Raw genomic sequence first — 20,925 nt, 5'->3', positions numbered from 1 at the left:
GTAGCTCCTTCACATTTTGCCGGTCACAACAGTCAGGTCGCCCAGCTGCTGGAAGGCCATATAGACGAAGGGAAGCAGTAAATATAAGGTGAACGTTGCCTGCATCGGCAAGAACCCGAACATTTTGCCCAGTGTACTTTTCCTGCTGATTACCTTCTCGTAGTGCTCCTTGCGCTGATCCATCGCGAACGCTCTTTCGGCATCCATATCATCGAATGCTTTTTTTACCGGAATCAGATCAGCAGCAACCTGCAGGCGGTCAGCCAGCCGTTCCAGGGGAACAAAACGCGCATCCTCCTTCAGCTTCTCAATGGCATCCCAGCCTCCCGCTTCATAATCCAGCATGCAGCGCAGCAGCTGCCGCTCAAAGATATAACTGTAACGGTGCAGCCACTCTATAATTTCATACACGCTGATATTCGGAAATTGCGACAGCATCATCGACAGCGTATTGAAGCCGTCCACCTCATTCTGCATTTCCCATTTCCGCAGCTGGGTGCGGATAATCAGGTAAGCATCCGGGAGGAAGAAGCCTGCCGCAGCCAGCCCGAATGCCAGCAGCAGCTCATACCATTTGTAATATTCCCGGTGGTACTGCTCCACTCTGTTCATCAGCTGCTGTGCATAGGCATTCTGGTCCAGGCTGGACTGAAGAAACGGCTTATGCTCGGCCTGCTCCTGAATATATAGCAGCATCTGATCCGGTGTAATATCTCTCGCTACCAGTTCTCCAATCAGCGACTGCTCGAAGGCATACCGTTCCTCACTGAGCATCTTCTGGGATTCCGTCTGATTCCCGCCCGTCGTAATCAGTACATTGGGATGGAGGAGGTTATGTCTGATATTCACATGGATAGAGAACTGAATAATCACTACGAGCAGGAATATGCCCACTGCAGCCAGGGTCTTCTGTAAGTAGTAGGCATGATGGGAGAGGCCGGAGTTGGCATCCTTCAGAACACCCGCTACCTTAAAGTGGACGGGTTCATGCTCTTCCGGAGTAATCCGGTCCGTTACTCTGTAGACCCACTTGTTCTTCAATAGCCGGTTTAACCACTTGCCTTCATCCTTAATAGCCTGCGTATCCTCATCAACACCCTTCAGAATCCGCAAGGCAACGAACGATACAATAAACGTAATGTACAGCAGAATCAGTGAATACAATCCCCAAGCGGAATTATAGTAATTAGTCACAATCGGGAACATGCTCTCTGCCCATTTACGGATCGGGTCCAGCATGAATACCGGTGACACCGCTACAAAGACAATCCCGTACAACAACCGGTCAATCCGCTCACGGCGGTTGATATCCATATGGATCTCTTCTCTGATATTGCCAAGCATGGACAGATAGATAGAGCGCTCGCCCTTATGAATATCCGCATCGCCATATTCACCTATCTTGTAGCTCACTCCGGCCAATTGCTTCATATACCGGTTAGGTGCAACCTCATAATACCGCTGCAGCTCATCTTCCGGGTCCACCGCTGCAAGAATGCCGGCAATCTGTCTGGCATGCATAGCCACCATAGGCTTGGAACGCTCTGCAGAATTCTCCAGGCTGACCTGCACCATATGTGTCTGATGATATTCATGGCGGATATCCAGAATCATGGAAGACTGGTCATACAGCATCTGCTTGGCCAGACGGCCTATGAAGAGGTCGCTTAGAATTCCTCCCAGATAAATGGAAACCAGCATAATGGTTGCACGGCTGACCCAGGAAGAGGTCCAGAGAAAGGACAGCAGCGAGATCAGCAGAATACAGGCAACGATCATTAGAGTCAGTGCAGCTGCACGGCTTCTGATCATAATTTCATTTCCGGCATGAATTAAGGTGAGGCGGGACCGCATCCGGTGGAGCAGTTTTTTGATGACCGGAAGTTCATCAAGTACCGGATAGGCCTTATGAGCTTGTTCCAGCCATCTTTTGTCCTTGGTACGTGTAGGCAGCAGTGCCTTGAGGCGCCTTTGCTCCTGATATTGCGTGCCCTTCAGCTTACGCTGCACAATGCTGAGCAGGACAAGCAGGAGAGCCAGCAGGATGACGGATGTAACGAGAACAATCAGCACTATATTTTGCAGACTCATGCAGATTGCCCCCAGTACTTATCAATAAATGCAGTGAACTCCGCCGCATCATCCTCATCCATGTTTTTGCGCATTTCATCAATTTTCCGGCTGCTGATTGGATGCTTGACCACGTATTCTCCGGCTTCCCAGACAATGATATCCTTGTAATCATAAGAACGCCTGTCAGTCATCCGCCCGAAATATTCAGTCATGGTATCCATAAAAGCATCCAGCTTGTCCGTAATTTCAGCGCGCTCCGCGTAACTCCGGGGATATTCGAACTGAGGGTCGGCCGGAATAATCTCTGTAATCCGCTCAATATAACGTTTGCCGGCTCTGAGCACCAGATGGACGTTGAAGCCCAGCGCCTCAACCACCTGCACCTCGGCAATTTTTTCATTGCTGAATGCTCCCGAGGCAATCAGGCTGTTGCGGAGTGCACTGACGAGATTCGCCAGTGTTTTGCCGTGATGGGTAAACAAGGTATACTCAGAGGCCACCTGGGCTGCCTGAATGACATAACTGACCACACTGTGAGTGGCGGCTTCGCCGACAATGTTAACCGCACCATCTGTTTTCTTTTGTACATCCAGCCCGTCCTGACCGCTGACCGAGGGCGTTTCCCGAAAAGAAAGGATATTTTTACCCGGATACATTTTTCTCGCCCAAATTTCAAAAGAGGTCTCCTGAATCCGGATATTCTTCGCATCAATATATTTGATTAGCGCTTTGAGCAGCGTTGTTTTACCCGATCCCTGTCTTCCTGTAATTGCAGTTACTTGATGACCAAGGATGAGGTAGACCAGCATATGAATAGCAAGCGGCGCACCCTGATCTTTGATCTGCTGGTCCAGTTCTACCAGTGAATCATTGAATTTGCGGACAAAGAACGCCCAGCTCTCTGCCATTTTGGGCCTCACCACCACGACACGGCTACCGTCAGCCATATCGTTGATGATATAACCCTTGGATTCATTCAGCTGGCCTGGATTGCCGAAGCCGTAAATGTTCTGGCAGACCCGCTTCAGCTCCTTTTCGGAACCGAAGCTCAAGAATTCCAGATGAAGCGATTTCCCCCGGTAAAACGTCCATACCGCATCATAGGATTGCGGAATGAAATGCTGCTGTTTGGTATATTCCAGAAAATCAGTGGTTTGCACGACATCCGGAGGCATCCCGCTTGTTCCGCCATTCACACCGTCGATATTCTGATCCCGCAGCTCATCAATGACCCCAAGACCTTTATAAATTTGATAGGCCCGTTGTACAATAATTTCAATCTTGTCCTGCATGGACAATCCCGGATGCTCCGATTGATAGATGTGGCGGATCTGCTCTTCTGTAATCTTATATCCCCGGGAACCGTCAGGCAGTCTTTGCAGAGTATCCAGACTATATTTGCTTACCATTACATTAAAGGCATCCTGCCCGTGATCTTTCTTGAAGACATGGAGCAGGATATCGAAGCAATCCTGTGAAGTCAGACGGCCCGCATGGCCGAAGCTGATGATCTTGTCCACATTTCTTTCATCCAGACCATAGGTCTGCACCAGCAGATCCTTCATGTACAGCTTGACGTATTTCTTGGCGGATAAATCACCATGCATGCAGCTTCTAAGTGCCTTCTGCAATTCTCTGCGCCGTGCTTTGCGGCGGTTATATTCTTCTTCGCTCGGACTGCCTTCATAGAGGGAAGAGGCGATAATCTCCTCGAACGCACGTCTCAGAAACAGCACGATTTCATTCATATCGTATTTCAGCTGCACGGATGGCGGAGCCGAGTTTTTACGTCTGCCCAGCCATAAGAACAGGAATACTCCAATAATAATCAGGACTATAAATATCAGGATAAGATTAATCATTTGCAGCTTCCAATTCCGGCAAGGCGGATATTTCCAGCGTCTGAAGAATAAGCTGGCCCATCCCCCGCACTGCAGCAGTGAAAGTTCCGTCTTCACTAAATTCCAGAAAACGGGTCCGGACCTCCCTAGCTTTCAGCAGGAACGGCACGGTCCGGCGCTCGTTCTGTGCATCCATGAACCCGGTATGATAAGGAACTATGCCGACAGCAGATTTTTTCAGCCGGTATTGTTTAATAATTCTTTCCTTATTCATCCTTGAGCTGCGCTCGTAGGCACCCAGGCAATAGAGCACTTGCTTGTCGCCCGGCACAGGCGATCTTCCGCTTGTCTCAAAGTAGGTGTTCAGGCTCACCTGATTTTGACTCAGGTTCACAACAATCAAATCCGCCTGCTCCATAACCAGTGATACCACCTCCGGGTCATCTTCGGCCGAGAGGTCCACAAACAGAAGATCATAAAATCTTCTGTAATCTTTGAAAATATGCGGAAGTAAAAGCTTGGCCGTGTGCTTCTCTGTATTCAAAGATCCGCTTAACAGCTCCAGGCGGTCTTTAAGAATAGATTCCGCATGATCTCTTATCCCCTCGGGGTAAGCATCCCGCACTGCACCAGCCGCTCAATGGCATCCATCCCCCCGGAAGTCGCCGCCTGAGCAGCCGCCCTTGTCTGAGAGAATACATGTTCAAGCACCCCTTGCTTCAAATGCGTGTGCGTCATCAGCACCCGGATATGATGATCCAGTGCAATCGTTGCCGCCACAACGGCCATATTTGAAGTTGTTCTCCCCTGCCCTCGGGCAGGCCCCCAAAACGCTACCAGCACCTTTACTCCCCCCGTTTCCTCGCATACTGCCATAATTTCTTGATGTCATTCTTAGGCACATTGCCGATTTCAATTAAAAAATCATTTACAGCCACGGCAAAATCCTTATCCACCTTAAGATTCACCCGTCCATCATGAACCCAGTCAATTCTCCGCTCTGCGCTGGTAATATAACTAATCTTGGAGGTGATTACCGGGTAATACCGGTCCACATATTTCAGTCCAAGCCCGCATTCCTCTTCGATAACAACCAGAAGAGCAGGCATATGCTTTTGATCCAGCAATTTATCCACATGTTCCATAGCCTGGCGCTCGTAGCTGGTTGCAAACACAATCTGCTCATCCTCCAGTCCTTCCGGATAACCATGATGCCAGTCATACAGGACAATATCCGGTCTGTCAGCCACATCCGGCTCAGCATCCCGTATCTGTATCCCCGATACTTCTCCATCGAAATATTGATAATGCCTGTGATTGTCCGAAATGATCATGACGTCATTGTTGTAATAGCCTTTTAACAGAATAGCGGCTACCAGGATGAAATCATGTTTCTCACAATCTCCGGCGACAACAATATTCAAATCTGTCACTCTCCTTCCAGCAGACTGTCTTCGCCTGTAGCTTCTGTATTCATCCCGCCCGCCGAACTCTGGTCTGCGCTGGAATCCACAGGTGCCTGATTACTCTGGTCAATGATTCCGTTAACCGATTGGCTGTTGTCCACTTGGGCAGCCTCAGCGGCTGCAGCTCCCTGCTCCGATTTCCGCTTAATTACACCGCTGCCGCTAGGGGCGTCGGCCCCGACACGTATGTTATCTTCATCTTCAAGGGCTTCAAGCCGTTTCTCCAGCTCTTTACGCAGATCCTCAGCCAGGCTCCACTTGGCCTGATCAATAATAAAGGGATTGCTTTTAATGACTTTCAATACATCCAGGTTAGGCACATAATTCACTACTGGCTCCGGCTGAAGCTCAGGCTCCACATACTGCTTCATATACAGCTCAGCATTGTTAATATAGGCATCCACTAAGGCTGCCTGAAGCAGCTGCGCTTCTTCTTCACTATCGTTGAAGAATGTATACTGATTCCCCAGGTCAACATCCTCGAGCGATTTCTTTCCAACAACTATGTAATCCTCACCGTTAGGAAATACGATTCGGATATCGACAACATCCCGTTTGGTCAGCCGCAGCGGAAGCTTGATATACTCTGTCTCTTCCTTACGTTCCGAAGGCTCAAGTCTCGCCTCATCACGCACCATCTCAGTAGTTACCGCTGTCCCCGGCATGGCATTGATCTTCAGGTATTTGCCGACGATTCCCTTGGAATCGCCGATCAGATTGTCCGGAGAAGAGAATTTGGGAAGCTTCTCTGCCATTACATCCTCTGCGGTAATTGCCTCACCGGCAAGCTTGGCGGAGACGAGAACATAGGCTGTCTGGGACTGGTCCATATACCGCTGCAGGACATCATCCTTGTCCGCCAGCTGTGCTTCATAAGCGGCCCGCTCATCAATTAGCCTGGCATTGTAGTGACGGTAGGTTGCGAACCATACCCCGGATGTTGCGACGGCAACAAGACAACCTGAAATTATCGTGTATCTCAACATTTTTTTCCGCTTGCGTACTGCCACTTCATGACCTCATTTCCATCCCTATTTGATTTTCCCTGTCTTTTTCGCTGCAGCTGCAGCTGCTGCTTCAGCCGCAGCCTTTTCACTGGCTTGCCGCTGTGCTTCCTTCACTCTTGCAGCCTCCGCCTCTTCTGTCCGCTGTAATTCAGTTGCATAACTCATCATTTCTGATTCAATCTGGACAATGGCGGCCTTGAACTGATTCATTTTCTTAATCCATTCTGTGCAATGCTGCTTAAACTCCTCACCGCCCATATCTACCCAGTAATCAGATACGCCTCCGATCGCAGTACTCATCTTGTCGCTGCATTCCTGGGCAGGAGCAAGCAGCTGATGGCAATTAAAAGCCATACTTCTAACCAAACCTGAATTCATAGCAGCCTCCTAGTTATGAATTAACGGCTCTCCGGAACAAATGAGAAACCGATACCTATTAACAGCAAAGTCACAAATAATACCGTTCCTGCGATGATCCAGAACAGCGTTTGCTTACGGATAAGCTTCTTCTGGACGGTCAACAGCTTCATAACCCATGCGACAGCCGCTTTATCCGGATAGAGCGGGTCCTGATGCGCCGGCATCAATGTTGCTTCAATTTCCGGAAAATCCTTCTTCAGCACTTGTAGCACTTCCTGATGCCCGTTCTCCAGCAGCAGTCTGCATCGCTTGCGTTCAAACGGATTCAGGGTATTCAGCTTCTCTTTCAGCAGTTCATATTTCCACATAGCCCCGTTGCCTATCATCATTGGAATTTGTGAGTTCCACCACAGCTCCAGCCCGCCAGTCCCCTTCCGTTCACGGTGAATATCGAGCCAAAGAATGATATGTGTGAAGCCGCTGGCCAGAAGCTCGGACATATCCCAGGAATATCCGCGGCGGTAAAACGTAACGCCTTCATATTCAAACATAGTGGACACGGAGTCTTCCTTCTCACCTTTAAATACAATCTGTTCAAGTGAGCCGATTTCCGGCCGGTCATCTCCGCAGACCAGTGGCTTCCAGCCCAATTCAGCCAGTCCTGCCGCAACCAGAAAAGCAGCCGCACCTACATCCTCTTCCCCGCCAACGCCGCACACCCCAATAACGAGGGGAACATTGCTGCCCAGTATTCTCTGACCCGTTACAGGCGCAGTTTGCTCCTCAGACGGTAGGGATTGCTCCAGGCTTTCCAGCGTTCCTGTTACGGAAGGTGCCGGAGACTCTGTTATTGCCGGAGGCCTTGACCTTGGTGCAGTAGCCGCTGTGGCAGGACGCGCAGCATTGGCAGCCCTCCCGTTGTTACCTGCCGGAGCTTGCGGAGCGGCTGCGGGCTGCGGGCGGGTAAGCGACTGGACCGCTCTTACGGGAGCGGGCGGAAGCTCTTCCCTTACCGGAGCAGAGGTAGTTGCTGCCGATTGGCCTCTAAAGGAGAAAAGCCCCTTCTTCTTTCCCAGGATATGATAGTAATCCCTTGTTGTTTTCTTTTCCTTAATCCAGTTCAGCAGATCATCGCCCTGGAATTCGGTGGTGAACTGCAGATCATGAATGTTCATATTTACCATAGACCGGATGAACTCAATATCTGTACGCAGCGCAGGGTCCAGCTGTACAATCAGTCTTGTATGCTTGAGATACTTGCGGATCAGTGTCATGAATCCGGTAATATCAGCAGCCTTAACCGGTGTACCCAGACCCGCTCCGCCCTCCATGATTACGATTGAGGAAGGATCGACCTCTTTACTGCTGAACCCGCTGATAAAGCTATGTAAGGTGGAGTGCTTACCTGAAATAACGTAGCCCTCATGCTCCAGCGCCCTTGACAGAAGCATAATGAGTTCAGGTGAGCAAACTAAATGTACGCTTTTCATAAGAAACCTCCTCGGGTAATTCACCCGCTTAGTAAGGTAATATCCGGATAATTGACCCGTCTCCCTGAATTACATCTGCCAGAAGCACCTGCAGTCCAAGCTCCGACCATCCCTCTCCGGTACTGCTGACCTCACATTTGAATTCCCAATCATCGGGGAGCCAGTTTGCCTGCTTCAGAAGCTCCACACATTCCCCCGCCGTAAGGAAGAGCGACACCTCCAGATCGAGTTCCTTCTCTCCTTTGCCTTTAAACTGAAATGTTGTTAATGCTGTCGACATATACGGCCTCCTCTGAGCGATGTGTTTCTTGCAGCCAAGCTATCATTCCCTCTACCGCTGCTGCAAAATGAACAGGAGTTCTCATGACTCGTTCTTCTGTCCCGCGTTGCAGCAGCGACATATGATCTTCATGTATCAGCAAATTCAGTTCACGTTGTACTTGTACCTTCTCCTCAGTGCATTGGATTTCCGCCAGAGAGAGTACTGATGCACCGGCCAACAGCATTTGTTCCACCCATTTTTCCAGGTCAGACTCTTTATCTGCAACAAGAAATTGTTCTGAGTTACCCAGACCTTGCACTAACGGGGTTCTGTTCACTACCTGGAACACCAGCTCATGCCACGCATAAATTTCCTGCACTTTATAGCTGCTGCCATCCGGCTGATGTTCAAGCTCAAACCAGGTGCCGTCCCGGAAGAAATAGTAGACCTTAAGCGTCTGCTGATACTTTTGTATAATCTGACACAGATATGCCGTACTGCCTGAGGCGATACGGATAAATTCATGAAGCCCTTCCTTCACCTGCGCGTTCCCCATAAAATCAGTCTCCAGATACCCTTTCCTTTCAAGCGATCTCATCTGTGCATCCATAAGGGCGCGCAGACTGCGCTCAGACTCCGCCTTGAGATCCGTATCCAGTCCCGGAAAGCTGTTTCCTCCCGTTAATGCCGTCAGATAGATAATTTCCAGAGCATGCAATTCAAACACCTCACGAGCTGGTTTCATCGCTTCTTTCACCTGCTTATCTATAGTTCTGTTATCATTTTGAGCCGCCGGATTACCCCTTCTGTAAGCAGCATCGCCTCACTGGCGTCCATTCCCCTGTTAAGCTCGTCGTAATCAAGGTGTTCCATCACGGCAGCATAGCATGTGTGATCACTTGGTGCTCCGCCCGACAACAGCGCATTTCCACTGTTAATCAGTTCACCCGCAAGTTCAGTGGTTAATTGCATTTTACTCAGCTCAACAGCATTGCTGCCGACCATCAGGAGCACACCCAGCTTGCCGCCAAATCTCGCAATCCGCTCTAGGTGATCCAGGGATTCATTGTCCATCAGATCAAAGGCTGATTTGAAATGCGGCATCAGAATTACGAGAAGCGGGTATTTGGACAGAATATAACCAGCTTCGTCAAATGCCCCAGGCTCCGGAGAATCGGCAAAGGCCTGCCTGGCATCATTTTTTCGCAGCTGCAGCTGTTCAATGAGTGATTGTGTAAGTTCCAGGAACGCTTCAGCCGTGTCCATATAACGGGTAAGCACAGGGTTGGCCCTCAGGCCCGCCAAGTTGGCCACACCGCTGTCGAGCAGATAGAATTCCTTAGTGACCTGGTTTGCCGAATCATGAAAAGTTTGCACTAATGAGTTGAACCTGAAATCCACCTGCTGCAAGCCGGTGTACGATACAACAAAGTTACTGACATGCTTGATATTGATCGCTGCCGGAAGTGTGGTATTCCAATCCAACCCTGCCGGTACAAGATATTCTCCATCCTCCGGTTGTGCCTTGGAGGCGCACTCCAGAAGCTCTTCCAGCGAAAGCTTGTCCGGAATTACGGCAATACCTACCGGTTCAATCTCTCCGGCCACAGCTTTCATCTCTGCACTAATCCTGCGGAGTGAGGCTGCAATCTGATCATCTGAGCTGCCTTCCCCCGGAAGTGCAGTATGGAATTCCAGAATCCGGTTATCTTTGAGCAGCCCGCGTCCCACAGTGCTCGTTGGCTCCATCCCGTCCGTTCGGCCCAAAATGCTGCTGTAATCCAGCCTGTCAGACATTTGGAACACCAGAGCCTGCTTGACATTCTGGCTGATCCGGTAGGGATAGGAGCTGACAGCATTGGCTGCAAATACAAAATAAATCCCGTAGTTACCGCCTTCACGTACCAGCTTCGCCAGATCTAATACATGGTCATCGTATGCTTCCGCAAATCCGGTGTAGTTATCAAGGAGAATAACAATGTATGGAACCTTGTCACCAGATGCTGCGCAATAAGACACCAGATTACTAATGCCAAGCTGCGAGAATTTACGTTTGCGTTCATCCAATTGGGACAACAGCCAGCTGATCAGTTTAGCAAGCTTCTGTTCCTCCTCTGGATAAATAATATCTCCCAGATGAGGCAGCTCATGAAAGACACCCAGTGTCCGTGTACCGAAATCCAATATGTAGAAATGCACGTATTCAGGATCATATTTCAGGGCAAGCGACATAATAATGGTCTTCAAAAGCATGGTTTTGCCGCTGCTCGGTGCCCCGTACACAAGCAAATGTCCATTCTGGTTAAAATTAATGTCCAGATTGTATTGATCCTGATCTGCAGGGTTATCTACCCGCCCTACGGTTGCCGTCAGATTATCCGTTGGCTGCTGCCAGTGGATTCCATTCCAGATTTGCTGCGGCTCCAGCACTTCCGTAAGCAGGAGAGTCTCCGGAAGCGGAGGAAGCCACAACTGGAAGGCCTCCCGGATGGAGTGCTCGGCCGAAAGGGCAGCGATGTGATTAACCACTGCCTGAAGCTCACTTAGTTGCGAAGCCCCTTCACCACTCTTCACCTTCGGCAGCAGGGATCTCCGCTCACCGCCCAGGGTGACAATATCCATCTGAGGTCTTTCATCGCCCGCCGAATCACCACCAGCGTACGGTGCTCCGCTCCAGGAGGACTGGAATAGGGTGAAGACCTCATTATTGCCCACCTGCAAATATCCGCGGCCCTTCTCTTTGATCTCTGCCGCTTCAGGGCGTTTCAGCATTTCCTGGCTATCCGATGGTGTCTGCACCTTCAGACATAGCTTGAAACGCGAGTTACTCCAAATCTGCTCATCGACTACTCCGGATGGCTTCTGGGTTGCCAGTATTAAGTGGATACCCAAGCTTCTTCCTACCCGCGCCGCACTGACCAGCTCTTTCATGAATTCCGGCTGATCCGATTTCAGCTCCGCGAATTCATCCACCACTATGATCAGATGCGGCAACGGAAGACTGGCCTCCTTGTTGCGGTACAGGATGATGTAATTATCAATGCTGGTTACACCGGCATCGCTGAACAGCCGTTGTCTGCGCAGCAATTCGCTTTTGATGGATGCGAGTGCACGGTTAATCTGGTTGCCGCCCAGGTTCGTGATCGTTCCTACCAGATGGGGTAGCCCCTGAAACGCATTGGCCATTCCCCCGCCCTTGTAGTCAATCAGGACAAAAGCAACCTCATGAGGATGGTAATTTACCGCCAGACCCAGCAGCAGGGATTGTAGCAGCTCACTCTTCCCTGAACCGGTGGTTCCGGCAACCAATCCATGCGGACCGTAGCTTTTTTCATGCATATCGAACAGCAGGGACTTCCCGCCCGCCCCGAGTCCCAAGGGAATAGACAGCGTCCGGTTGGCCTGATTCTTAGACCAGCGCTGTAGCACATTCAGCTCCTCCACCTGCTCTACCTCAAAGCTCTCCATGAAGGTGACCATTGACGGAATATAACTGTTATTTTGCCCCTCCTTGATTCTAAGCGGAGATAACGAACGGGCAAAAAACTCTGAATGCTGCTTATCCAGAGAATCAACTGTAAAATGATCTGCTAAATGATTTAATAGCTGCCTCGTATCTTTGCGGACCATTCCTTTACCGTCCCTGATTTCAAGAATGGCCTGGCAGTTCAGCGGCAACGCAACATCTATCTTCTCAGAGATAAAAATACTCGTCGCACCAAGCACGGAATTATTGGACAGCAAAACCTTCATCATTTCTGTGCTGTCCCACAATTCAGGAGCAAACACCAGGAATACATAATGTGGGGTCTGCAGCGCCTGCAAGCCATAGCCGCTCTGACCGCTTTCCTCTCTTTTTCTAAGGACCGGGAGCAGTTCATCGGCAAAATTAGAGGCTTCGTAAGAGGTCGTAGCCAGACTTCTAAATCTCCGGCCTTTGTCCCATGTATGCGGCAGCCATTTCAGCCATGCCCAGTGTTCCAGATCCTCAGGCTGCATCACACATACGATTCTTACGTCATCGTAGCCCTGATGTGTAGTCAGATGAACGATAGCTGCATTCAGAAAATCGCGAACCTCCCGCTTTCTGCCGAATATGCCAAGCGTATTAATATTGCTAAGCGGAATGTACACAGGAATATCTCTTACGAAATACATTTCTTCGCAGATTTTGGTAGCGATTTCTTCAAGCGGATTATCGTCGTCGATTGCTTTGGTTCTGGAGCTGTATGTAGGTACCAGTGAAATGGGCTGTATCCCCACTCCGATCCGGGTATTCAAGAAATCATCTTCAATTGCCGTTCTCTCCCATAGCTGCTTGCTTCTGCCGTGGACGATTTCAATGCAGCTGGAGATATCCGGATGTATGTATGTGTAAGCCTCGCGCTGCGTACTGGCAGCATTTTGTAGCTCATTGCGGACTTGGAATAAATAATTCAGATATTTCTTCTCCAGCTTCTTATTTTGTTCCAGATGCTTCTTCACACTGGATTTGTAATTCATCACCGAGATCATAACCGTTAGAAACGTCATACTCATCGTCGAGATCAGCATCGTATACGACCTGGTCAAGGTTGACATGAAAATTGCAATCAGCATCATCCCGATCGGCGGAATAATAATAGTCAGCCAGGAGAAGGTCGGTTTGCCCGAAGGCTTGGCAGGATCCTCCAGAGCCAGTTCGCCTTCCGGATAGCTAGGTTTAATTCTAGGGGTTCTTTGTACCTGATTGGTTAGCATTTCTTGTACGCTCATTTTTTTCATCACCACTGGATAGGAATTTTGGATTACCAAGCTCATTTAATTTAAAATTTTTAATAAAAAAATATAAAATTTCATTAATTTGGGATTTATATTTAGCATTATCGGTAATCCTCGACAATAGTTTATATTTTCCATAACATTTATTGTTAATATAGTTCATTAATCCCTAATTAGTCACCCTTCTCTTTAACGTATTAAAATTAACAGAGCATAAAGATATAGTTCAATAGCCACTATGCTCATTTCTGCAAGCACCGGAATTATGCATAATGGCATATTTACTTTTTTTACCTAACCCCGATTATATTTACCATCCGTTTTCTATCTTTACTTAAAATGTATTTTTTTCGTTAGTACACCCCCGTCAAACTTTTTTATTTATTTATCAGCCAACTGCCGGCTTCTCTACTTCAGGACTTCAATACTATGAATAATGACTGTGTCAAAACTATTCCATTGTCCTATTAAAATAAAATACCTGCGGGAATTTACTTCTTTACCTCAAGTTTTGTAGTACTCAAAAACAAATAGGCCGCCAAAATGGCGGCCTATTCTTCTGCTGCTGAACCTGGTTCAGGTATTCTGCTTGATTTCATATCCGTTTTTTGTCCTTACCCTTTAACCGCACCGCCAGTAAGTCTCCGGACCAATGTTTTGAAGCCGAAGAGGAAGAGGAGATCAGCGGAAGCGTGCCCAGGGTCAGACCCAGGATACTTGCCGAATAATCCGTAAGGAGATCAGCCCCAGGGTGCTGATGCCCGGCACCAGGAACGGAACTACGATTCTTGTGAGAATGGCCGATTCCGAGCAGCCGTCGATCCGCGCGCTTTCGATGACCTCGGTCGGGACTGAGGAGCGGATGAACTGGGTCATGAAGAATACGCCGAAGGCGTTGTTCAGTCCGGCCAGAATCAGCGGCGCATGGGTGTTGTTGAGGTGGAACCACTTCATTTCCATAACATAAGCAATCAGGCCCAGGGCACCATATCGTATACTTTCTCCAGTGCAAGCGGCTCATCATCCACAAGCATGACCGAAATTACAAAATCCATTGCACCCCCCCCGCTCCTGTCGATGTCTAATATAATATGCAGGTATAACAGAACATAAGGCGCCATCAATGGATGTACCCACAACAACAAAAAAAAGCAACTCATCCGGAGACAAGTCGCTATTCTAAACGCTCTATTTATATAACAAAAAAACCCTTGAATCATCAAGGGTTTCCTGTCCATTACAATTATGCGGTAGAGAGGACTCGAACCTCCACGGGTATACACCCACTACCCCCTCAAGATAGCGTGTCTGCCATTCCACCACTACCGCATATTGGTGACTCGTATGGGATTCGAACCCATGTTACCTCCGTGAAAGGGAGGTGTCTTAACCCCTTGACCAACGAGCCAGATGATAATTTTGTGTGTTTGTCACAACAAAAATGAGTATATCAAACCTTAATGAATTTGACAAGCCTTATTTTCTCAAGAAAATATGAGGGAGAGTCGGGCGTGCAGCCTCCGCTTCTCCCCATCCCAGCCCCACCTTCTCGCGAGGACAGAAACTATATTCTCCCATTCTTAATTACGTCCGCCAGCGGCAGCTAGGACACGGATTCCATCGGCACATTCATAGCCCAGACTCTGCGCTACTGCGGGATTCGTTACGTGTCCAGCTACCACATTCAAGCCGCGGGCAAGCGCCGCATTATTGACCGCAGCCACATGAATGCCATGATTGGCAATCTGCAGCGCATAAGGGATCGTCACATTGGTCAGTGCCAGTGTAGAGGTCCGGGCGACCGCCCCCGGCATATTGGCCACCGCATAGTGCACCACGCCATGCTTCACATAGGTCGGGTTCTCATGGGTTGTAATCCGGTCGATGGTCTCAATCGAGCCGCCCTGATCAATCGCCACGTCCACGATCACAGAACCCTCTGCCATTTGCTGCACCATATACTCTTTGACCAGCTTCGGCGCACGGGCACCGGGAATCAGTACAGCCCCGATCAGCAGATCGGCTTTGCGGACAGCCTGCTCAAGATGATAAGAATCCGACATCACAGTAATGAGCCTACCGCAAAAAATATCATCCAAAGCCCGCAGCCGGTTCGCATTCAGATCCAGGACTGTCACGCGTGCCCCCATCCCCAGGGCAATCTTCGCCGCATTGGTGCCGACAATACCGCCGCCGACAATCACTACCTCTCCAGGCTGAACTCCCGGCACACCGCCCAGCAGGATGCCTTTGCCTCCCTGCGGCTTCTCCAGCAGCCCGGCACCGATCTGCACAGCCATCCGTCCGGCAACCTCGCTCATCGGGATAAGCAGCGGCAGGGAGCCATCTTCAAGCTGGATGGTTTCATACCCTACCGCCGTCACCCCGCCCTCCACAAGCGCCTTGGTCAGAACCGCCTCCGGCGCCAGATGCAGATATGTGAAGAGAATCAGGCCTTTGCGGAAATAAGCATATTCCTCCGGCAGAGGCTCCTTCACTTTAATGATCATCTCCGCCTTGCCCCAGACTTCCGCAGCGGTGTCCAGAACTTCAGCACCTTTATCCAGGTATTCTTGATCTTCGAAGCCGCTGCCTGTGCCGGCAGAGGCCTGGACGAACACCTCATGCCCCGCCTTCCGGAGTGCTTCTACCCCGGCCGGGGTTATGGCGACGCGGTTCTCATTATTCTTGATTTCTGCGGGTACGCCAACAATCATGCTGATTCCCCCTCAAAGTTTTGTAAGCATAACCTTCCTTGATATAACATCGGCAAAACTCGCTTCGGAAGCACAGGCAAAGTTTGGTGAGCATAGTGATATGAGAAAAGAAAGGCTCAGAATTGAGCCTTTCTCTTCTCAGCTAAGGTGATGCAGGAGGCCGCACGGCCTCCTGCGGTTTAGAACCCCAATTCCATTCACCTTAGTATATGCGGATTTTCTTCTTAAGGATTAACCTTTGTTTCGAAGGTCTGTTTACCGTCAACGAATTTCAGAACGACAGCCGCTTTAACCGGGTCATGTGTTTCGTTCAGGGTAATTTTGCCTGTAGCGAGCTGCAGATCTTTGGTTGCTGCCAAAGCTTCTGTAATTTTGGCCGGATCAGCTTCACCGGCACGGGTGATGGCATCAGCCACCAGCTTCAGTGCATCGTAACCAAGGGCAGCCATACCATCCGGAACTGCACCGCCGTTAGCTGCTTTGTAAGCTTCAACGAAGCTCGTTACTTCAGTAGCTGTATCTTCAGGCGAGTAGTGATTGGACATGTAAGTGTTCTCCAAGGCTTCTGCACCAGCGATTTCAGCCAGCTGCGGAGAATCCCATCCGTCGCCGCCCAGGAATGGAACGGTAATACCCATTTCACGGGCCTGTTTCACGATTTTACCAACCTCTTCATAGTAGCCCGGCAGGTAAATTACATCGGGGTTAGCTGCTTTGATACGTGTCAGAACGGCTTTGAAGTCAGAGTCTTTCTGTTGGTAGGACTCCTGGCTCAGCACTTCGCCGCCTTTAGCTTTGAAGGTCTCTTCGAAGAACTTCTGCAGACCTTTGGAGTAGTCACTCGAAGTATCTGTATAGATTACTGCTTTTTTGGCTTTCAGGGAGTCGATTGCAAAGTTAGCCATCACTTCACCTTGGAATGGATCGATAAAGGCTGCGCGGAACACATATTCATTCACATTGCCACTGCGCTCATCTACAGTAACTTTAGGATTGGTGGCACCTACTGCAACGAGTGGAATCTTCTTCTCGGTAGCAACCGGAACGATACCCAGCGTATTGGTAGAAGTGGAAGCACCAATGATTGTAACAACCTTATCATTGGTAATCAGCTTCTGTGCTGCTTGCGTTGCTTCTTCAGACTTCGAAGCGTTATCGGCAATTACCAGTTCCAACTGCTTACCAAGAATCCCGCCTGCTGCGTTGATCTCATCAACAGCCAGCTTCGCGCCCTTCGATGCGGAGTCGCCGAAAGAAGCTTGACCGCCTGTGAGCTCAAGGTCAGCCCCGATTTTGATTGTGCCTGCGGCAGCATTTCCGCCGCTTGCAGAGTTACCGCTGTTCTCTGTGTTGTTGCCACAGCCCGATGCTAATACCGCAGTCAGTACTGTCGACAAAATAATGGCCCCAATTTTCTTCATTGTTTCTCCCAGCCTCCCGATTAATTAATTTTTATATGTTGTTTCTGTGATGCTGCTGTAGTAGGCGTATCTGTTTAGTGACCAAGATAAGCCATTTTGATTTCATCGGAATCGGCCAATTCCTTGGCGTCTCCTTCAAGCACTACCCTGCCTGTCTCCAGAACATAGGCACGGTCGGCGATTTTGAGCGCCTGATGTGCATTCTGCTCAACCAGCAGCACAGTGGTTCCCGCGTCATTGACTTCTTTAATGATTTTGAAAATATCCTGGACCAGCAGCGGCGCCAGCCCCATGGACGGTTCATCTAGCAGCAGCAGCTTGGGGTGTCCCATAATCGCCCGCCCCATGGCAAGCATCTGCTGTTCCCCTCCGGACAGCGTTCCGGCCTGCTGCTTCTTACGTTCCAGCAAACGGGGGAAGGTATTGTAGACTCTCTGGAAGTCAGCTGCCAGGCTGCTGGAATCCTGCAGATAAGCACCCAGCTCCAGGTTCTCCTCAACGGACATATTCGCGAAGACACGGCGTCCTTCAGGACAATGAATTAGCCCTTCCTTAACAATCGCTTGAACACTTTGATTGACAATCGATTTATCCAGGAATTCAATACTTCCTGTCTTGGGTTTAAGCAGCCCCGAAAGCGTCTTGAGCAGCGTTGACTTGCCGGCGCCATTGGCACCGATCAGTGTAACGATCTCTCCCTGCTTCACGTTGATGCTGAGATCCTTCAAGGCATGAATAGCTCCGTAATAAACATTGATTCCTTGTACTGTAAGCATAGTTCTACGCCTCCTGTCCCAAATACGCTTCGATAACCTTCGGATTATTCCGGATTTCCACCGGAGTTCCGTCAGCGATAAGGATTCCGCGGTCCAGGACGTAAATCCGGTTGCAGACACCCATAACCAGCGACATATCATGCTCGATCAGCAGAATGGTAAGGTCGAATTCTTCACGGATCCAGGCGATCAGATTCATCAGATCACGTGTCTCGTTCGGGTTCATCCCGGCCGCAGGCTCATCGAGCAGCAGCAGCTTGGGTCCGGCAGCAAGCGCGCGGGCAATCTCAAGGCGGCGCTGGTTACCATAGCTCAGATTGCTGGCTACCTCATGACTCTGATCGGCAAGATTGAATATTTTGAGGATATCCATCGCTTTCTGAGTGATTTCGTCTTCTCCCTTGAAATGCTTCGGCAAACGGAGCATAGAAGAGAACAATGAGTGTTTCGCATGCTGATGAAAAGCAATTTTGACATTCTCCAGCACAGTCATAGCCGTAAATAAGCGGATGTTCTGGAACGTACGGGCGGCACCCTTATGGTTAATTTTATAAGGCTTCATACCGCCAATGGATTCGTTATTTAGAAGAATGCTGCCTGATGAAGGGGGGTACACCCCGGTCAGCAGATTGAATAATGTTGTTTTGCCGGCGCCGTTGGGTCCAATCAGACCGATCAGTTCACCTTTATTAATATGAAGGGAAACCTCACTGACTGCCTTAAGTCCGCCAAAGGATCGGCTGGCTTCCTTAACGTCAAGGAGCACTGCTGCCTTCGATTGCGTCATTTGCCTTAGCCTCCTTTTTGCCGAACTTGCCGAATGAGAATTTGGTTGTGCCCAGCAGGCCGCTTGGGCGGAAGATCATCATCAGGATGAGCACGATGGAGTAAATAATCATGCGCCATTCCGGGAATTCACGTAAGTAGGTGTAGAGCAGGGTAACGAACACCGCTCCGACGATGGAACCAGCCGTGCTGCCAAGTCCCCCGAGAACAACCATAACGATTATTTCAAACGACTTCAGGAAGTTGAAACTGCCCGGCGTGATAACGTAGAACGTATGAGCTGACAGCCCGCCAGCAATCCCGGCAAACAAGGCACCGATGGTGAAAGCGATAATTTTGTAGCGTGTCGTATTAATACCCATAGCCTCTGCGGCAATTTCATTCTCACGGATAGCAATACATGCCCGGCCGTGTGTAGACCTAATGAAGTTATTAATCAGAACCACAGAAATCAGGGTGAAGAAGAATAACATCGTCCATGTTGTTTTGGCAGGAATACCGCTGAGCCCTGAAGCCCCGCCGACGAATTCTGTATTCAGCATGACAATCCGGATGATTTCACCGAATCCCAGTGTGGCGATGGCAAGATAGTCACCATTAAGCCGGAGGGTAGGCATTCCGATCAATACGCCGAATACCGCTGCCAGGAGTCCGCCTGCAATAATGGCTGGAACGAATGGCACGTTGTAGTCAAGGGTAAGGATCGCCGAAGTGTATGCACCTACGGACATAAATCCGGCATGACCAATGGAGAACTGCCCGGTAATCCCGGTAATCAGGTTGAGCGATACGGCAAGCATGATGTTAACACCAATTAGAAGCAGCATAGATTGGTTTACATCACTTAGTACTCCCGTTGTTAGAAGAACTTTAACGACTCCATAGAACGCAAGGGCAACGATAATGCCCATCCAGAACTTTTTATTTATATTTTTCACGGTAGTTCCCTCCTACACTTTCTCCCGGACATTCTTGCCAAACAGTCCGGATGGTTTAAAGATAAGGATCAGAATCAGTACCGCGAATGCCACGCCGTCACGCCATGAGGAGAACCCGAGTGAAGAAATCTCTGTCTCTACCGTTCCCAGCAGCAACCCGCCTACAAGGGCACCAGGAATACTTCCGATTCCCCCGAGCACTGCAGCTACGAATGCTTTGAGTCCAGGCATAACGCCCATCAAAGGATCGACTGAGTTATACGTCATTCCAAAAATGACTCCGGCAGCAGCAGCGAGCGCTGAGCCGATTGCGAATGTAGCTGAAATGGTGCGGTCTACGTTGATCCCCATCAATCGCGCCGCCTCCACATCGAATGATACCGCCCGCATTGCTTTACCGGTTTTGGTATAACGGACGATATACTGCAGGACAAGCATTAGAATAATCGTTGTTAGCAGAATCATTATCTGATTGGATTCCACTTGGATGGAAGAACCGAACAGATGATATTGCTTCTTCTCCATAATATCCGGGAAGCCTTGAGCCTGAGGCCCAAGAATCAATACTCCGGTATATTCAAGCAGGAAGGATACACCAATCGCAGTGATCAACGCGGCAATCCGGGTTGACTTGCGAAGCGGCTTGTAAGCCAGACGCTCTATTGTGATACCGAGCAATGCGCTGATGGTCATCGAAATGATCAGCGACAAGAGCAGGACAACGATGGGCGGCAATCCGGCATTCGCCAGATATTTGGCACTGTAGAGTCCGATGAACGAACCTACCATAAATACATCGCCGTGCGCAAAATTGATCAGTTTGATGATACCGTAAACCATAGTGTAACCAAGGGCGATCAGAGCATAGATACTGCCTACGGAAATCCCGTTAATTAGTTGCTGAATGAAGTACTCCATCGCCATCCCCTTTTCCCCATAATAATCAAAATTCCCCTTTCTCTGCCTTGCCTCTCTTTTATTTCTTTATGATGTCATTTATATTAACACAAGGGTTGGGTGTCGTCAC

The 20,925-nt window shown here is 49.4% G+C and carries 18 protein-coding genes and 2 tRNA genes; all 20 read right to left on the bottom strand.

Annotated elements, in window-relative coordinates; translation table 11 throughout:
• Window positions 1-9: 9 nt before the first annotated feature.
• Window positions 10-2,091 (bottom strand): hypothetical protein, encoded by a 2,082-nt coding sequence (locus P40081_RS06725; protein WP_042134284.1) that lies wholly within the window; start codon window positions 2,089-2,091, stop codon window positions 10-12.
• The gene (locus P40081_RS06720; protein WP_042134282.1) at window positions 2,088-3,935 is read right to left on the bottom strand and encodes a Flp pilus assembly complex ATPase component TadA; all 1,848 of its coding nucleotides are present in this window, start codon (window positions 3,933-3,935) and stop codon (window positions 2,088-2,090) included. Before P40081_RS06720 ends, P40081_RS06725 begins: the two co-directional genes overlap by 4 nt.
• Complete coding sequence (locus P40081_RS06715; protein ID WP_042134280.1) at window positions 3,928-4,539, bottom strand: hypothetical protein; 612 nt, start codon at window positions 4,537-4,539, stop codon at window positions 3,928-3,930. Before P40081_RS06715 ends, P40081_RS06720 begins: the two co-directional genes overlap by 8 nt.
• Window positions 4,512-4,757 carry a hypothetical protein gene (locus tag P40081_RS06710; RefSeq protein ID WP_156118549.1) on the bottom strand — a complete coding sequence of 82 codons (246 nt, stop codon included), beginning with the start codon at window positions 4,755-4,757 and terminating at the stop codon, window positions 4,512-4,514. Before P40081_RS06710 ends, P40081_RS06715 begins: the two co-directional genes overlap by 28 nt.
• 2 nt (window positions 4,758-4,759) lie before the next feature.
• Window positions 4,760-5,338: a hypothetical protein gene (locus P40081_RS06705; protein ID WP_042134276.1), complete on the bottom strand. Its 579-nt coding sequence runs from the start codon at window positions 5,336-5,338 to the stop codon at window positions 4,760-4,762.
• A gap of 5 nt (window positions 5,339-5,343) precedes the next feature.
• Window positions 5,344-6,390 (bottom strand): SAF domain-containing protein, encoded by a 1,047-nt coding sequence (locus P40081_RS06700; RefSeq protein WP_042134274.1) that lies wholly within the window; start codon window positions 6,388-6,390, stop codon window positions 5,344-5,346.
• Window positions 6,391-6,411: 21 nt separating this feature from the next.
• On the bottom strand, window positions 6,412-6,765 hold the full coding sequence (locus tag P40081_RS06695) for a hypothetical protein (protein WP_144025951.1): 354 nt from the start codon (window positions 6,763-6,765) through the stop codon (window positions 6,412-6,414).
• A gap of 20 nt (window positions 6,766-6,785) precedes the next feature.
• Window positions 6,786-8,237: a hypothetical protein gene (locus tag P40081_RS06690; RefSeq protein ID WP_042134269.1), complete on the bottom strand. Its 1,452-nt coding sequence runs from the start codon at window positions 8,235-8,237 to the stop codon at window positions 6,786-6,788.
• 28 nt (window positions 8,238-8,265) lie between these two features.
• Window positions 8,266-8,517, bottom strand: coding sequence for a hypothetical protein (locus tag P40081_RS06685; RefSeq protein WP_042134268.1), 252 nt, complete (start codon window positions 8,515-8,517; stop codon window positions 8,266-8,268).
• Window positions 8,486-9,244, bottom strand: coding sequence for a hypothetical protein (locus P40081_RS06680; protein ID WP_042134266.1), 759 nt, complete (start codon window positions 9,242-9,244; stop codon window positions 8,486-8,488). Before P40081_RS06680 ends, P40081_RS06685 begins: the two co-directional genes overlap by 32 nt.
• Window positions 9,245-9,264: 20 nt before the next feature.
• Complete coding sequence (gene essC, locus P40081_RS06675) at window positions 9,265-13,254, bottom strand: type VII secretion protein EssC (RefSeq protein ID WP_052421701.1); 3,990 nt, start codon at window positions 13,252-13,254, stop codon at window positions 9,265-9,267.
• Window positions 13,255-13,962: 708 nt separating this feature from the next.
• Window positions 13,963-14,220: an ABC transporter permease subunit gene (locus tag P40081_RS06670; protein ID WP_052421700.1), complete on the bottom strand. Its 258-nt coding sequence runs from the start codon at window positions 14,218-14,220 to the stop codon at window positions 13,963-13,965.
• A 286-nt stretch (window positions 14,221-14,506) separates the two neighbouring features.
• Window positions 14,507-14,589: transfer RNA gene (locus P40081_RS06665), tRNA-Leu, on the bottom strand.
• A 4-nt stretch (window positions 14,590-14,593) separates the two neighbouring features.
• Window positions 14,594-14,668: transfer RNA gene (locus tag P40081_RS06660), tRNA-Glu, on the bottom strand.
• Between the two features lie 172 nt (window positions 14,669-14,840).
• On the bottom strand, window positions 14,841-15,977 hold the full coding sequence (gene ald, locus P40081_RS06655; RefSeq protein WP_042134264.1) for an alanine dehydrogenase: 1,137 nt from the start codon (window positions 15,975-15,977) through the stop codon (window positions 14,841-14,843).
• A 224-nt stretch (window positions 15,978-16,201) separates the two neighbouring features.
• The gene (locus tag P40081_RS06650; protein ID WP_042134262.1) at window positions 16,202-17,398 is read right to left on the bottom strand and encodes an ABC transporter substrate-binding protein; all 1,197 of its coding nucleotides are present in this window, start codon (window positions 17,396-17,398) and stop codon (window positions 16,202-16,204) included.
• Between the two features lie 74 nt (window positions 17,399-17,472).
• Window positions 17,473-18,174: an ABC transporter ATP-binding protein gene (locus tag P40081_RS06645; protein ID WP_042134260.1), complete on the bottom strand. Its 702-nt coding sequence runs from the start codon at window positions 18,172-18,174 to the stop codon at window positions 17,473-17,475.
• A gap of 4 nt (window positions 18,175-18,178) precedes the next feature.
• Complete coding sequence (locus P40081_RS06640; RefSeq protein ID WP_042134258.1) at window positions 18,179-18,961, bottom strand: ABC transporter ATP-binding protein; 783 nt, start codon at window positions 18,959-18,961, stop codon at window positions 18,179-18,181.
• Entirely contained in the window at window positions 18,930-19,898 is a 969-nt protein-coding gene (locus P40081_RS06635; protein WP_179093401.1) for a branched-chain amino acid ABC transporter permease, read from the bottom strand. Before P40081_RS06635 ends, P40081_RS06640 begins: the two co-directional genes overlap by 32 nt.
• Window positions 19,899-19,910: 12 nt before the next feature.
• Window positions 19,911-20,816, bottom strand: a complete 906-nt coding sequence (locus tag P40081_RS06630) for a branched-chain amino acid ABC transporter permease (protein WP_039296535.1) — start codon at window positions 20,814-20,816, stop codon at window positions 19,911-19,913.
• Window positions 20,817-20,925: the final 109 nt, after the last annotated feature.

The sequence above is a fragment of the Paenibacillus sp. FSL P4-0081 genome, assembly GCF_000758565.1.
GTDB classification, from domain to species: Bacteria; Bacillota; Bacilli; order Paenibacillales; family Paenibacillaceae; genus Paenibacillus_AQ; species Paenibacillus_AQ phytohabitans.
This window is presented reverse-complemented; position numbering and strand designations above follow the sequence as displayed.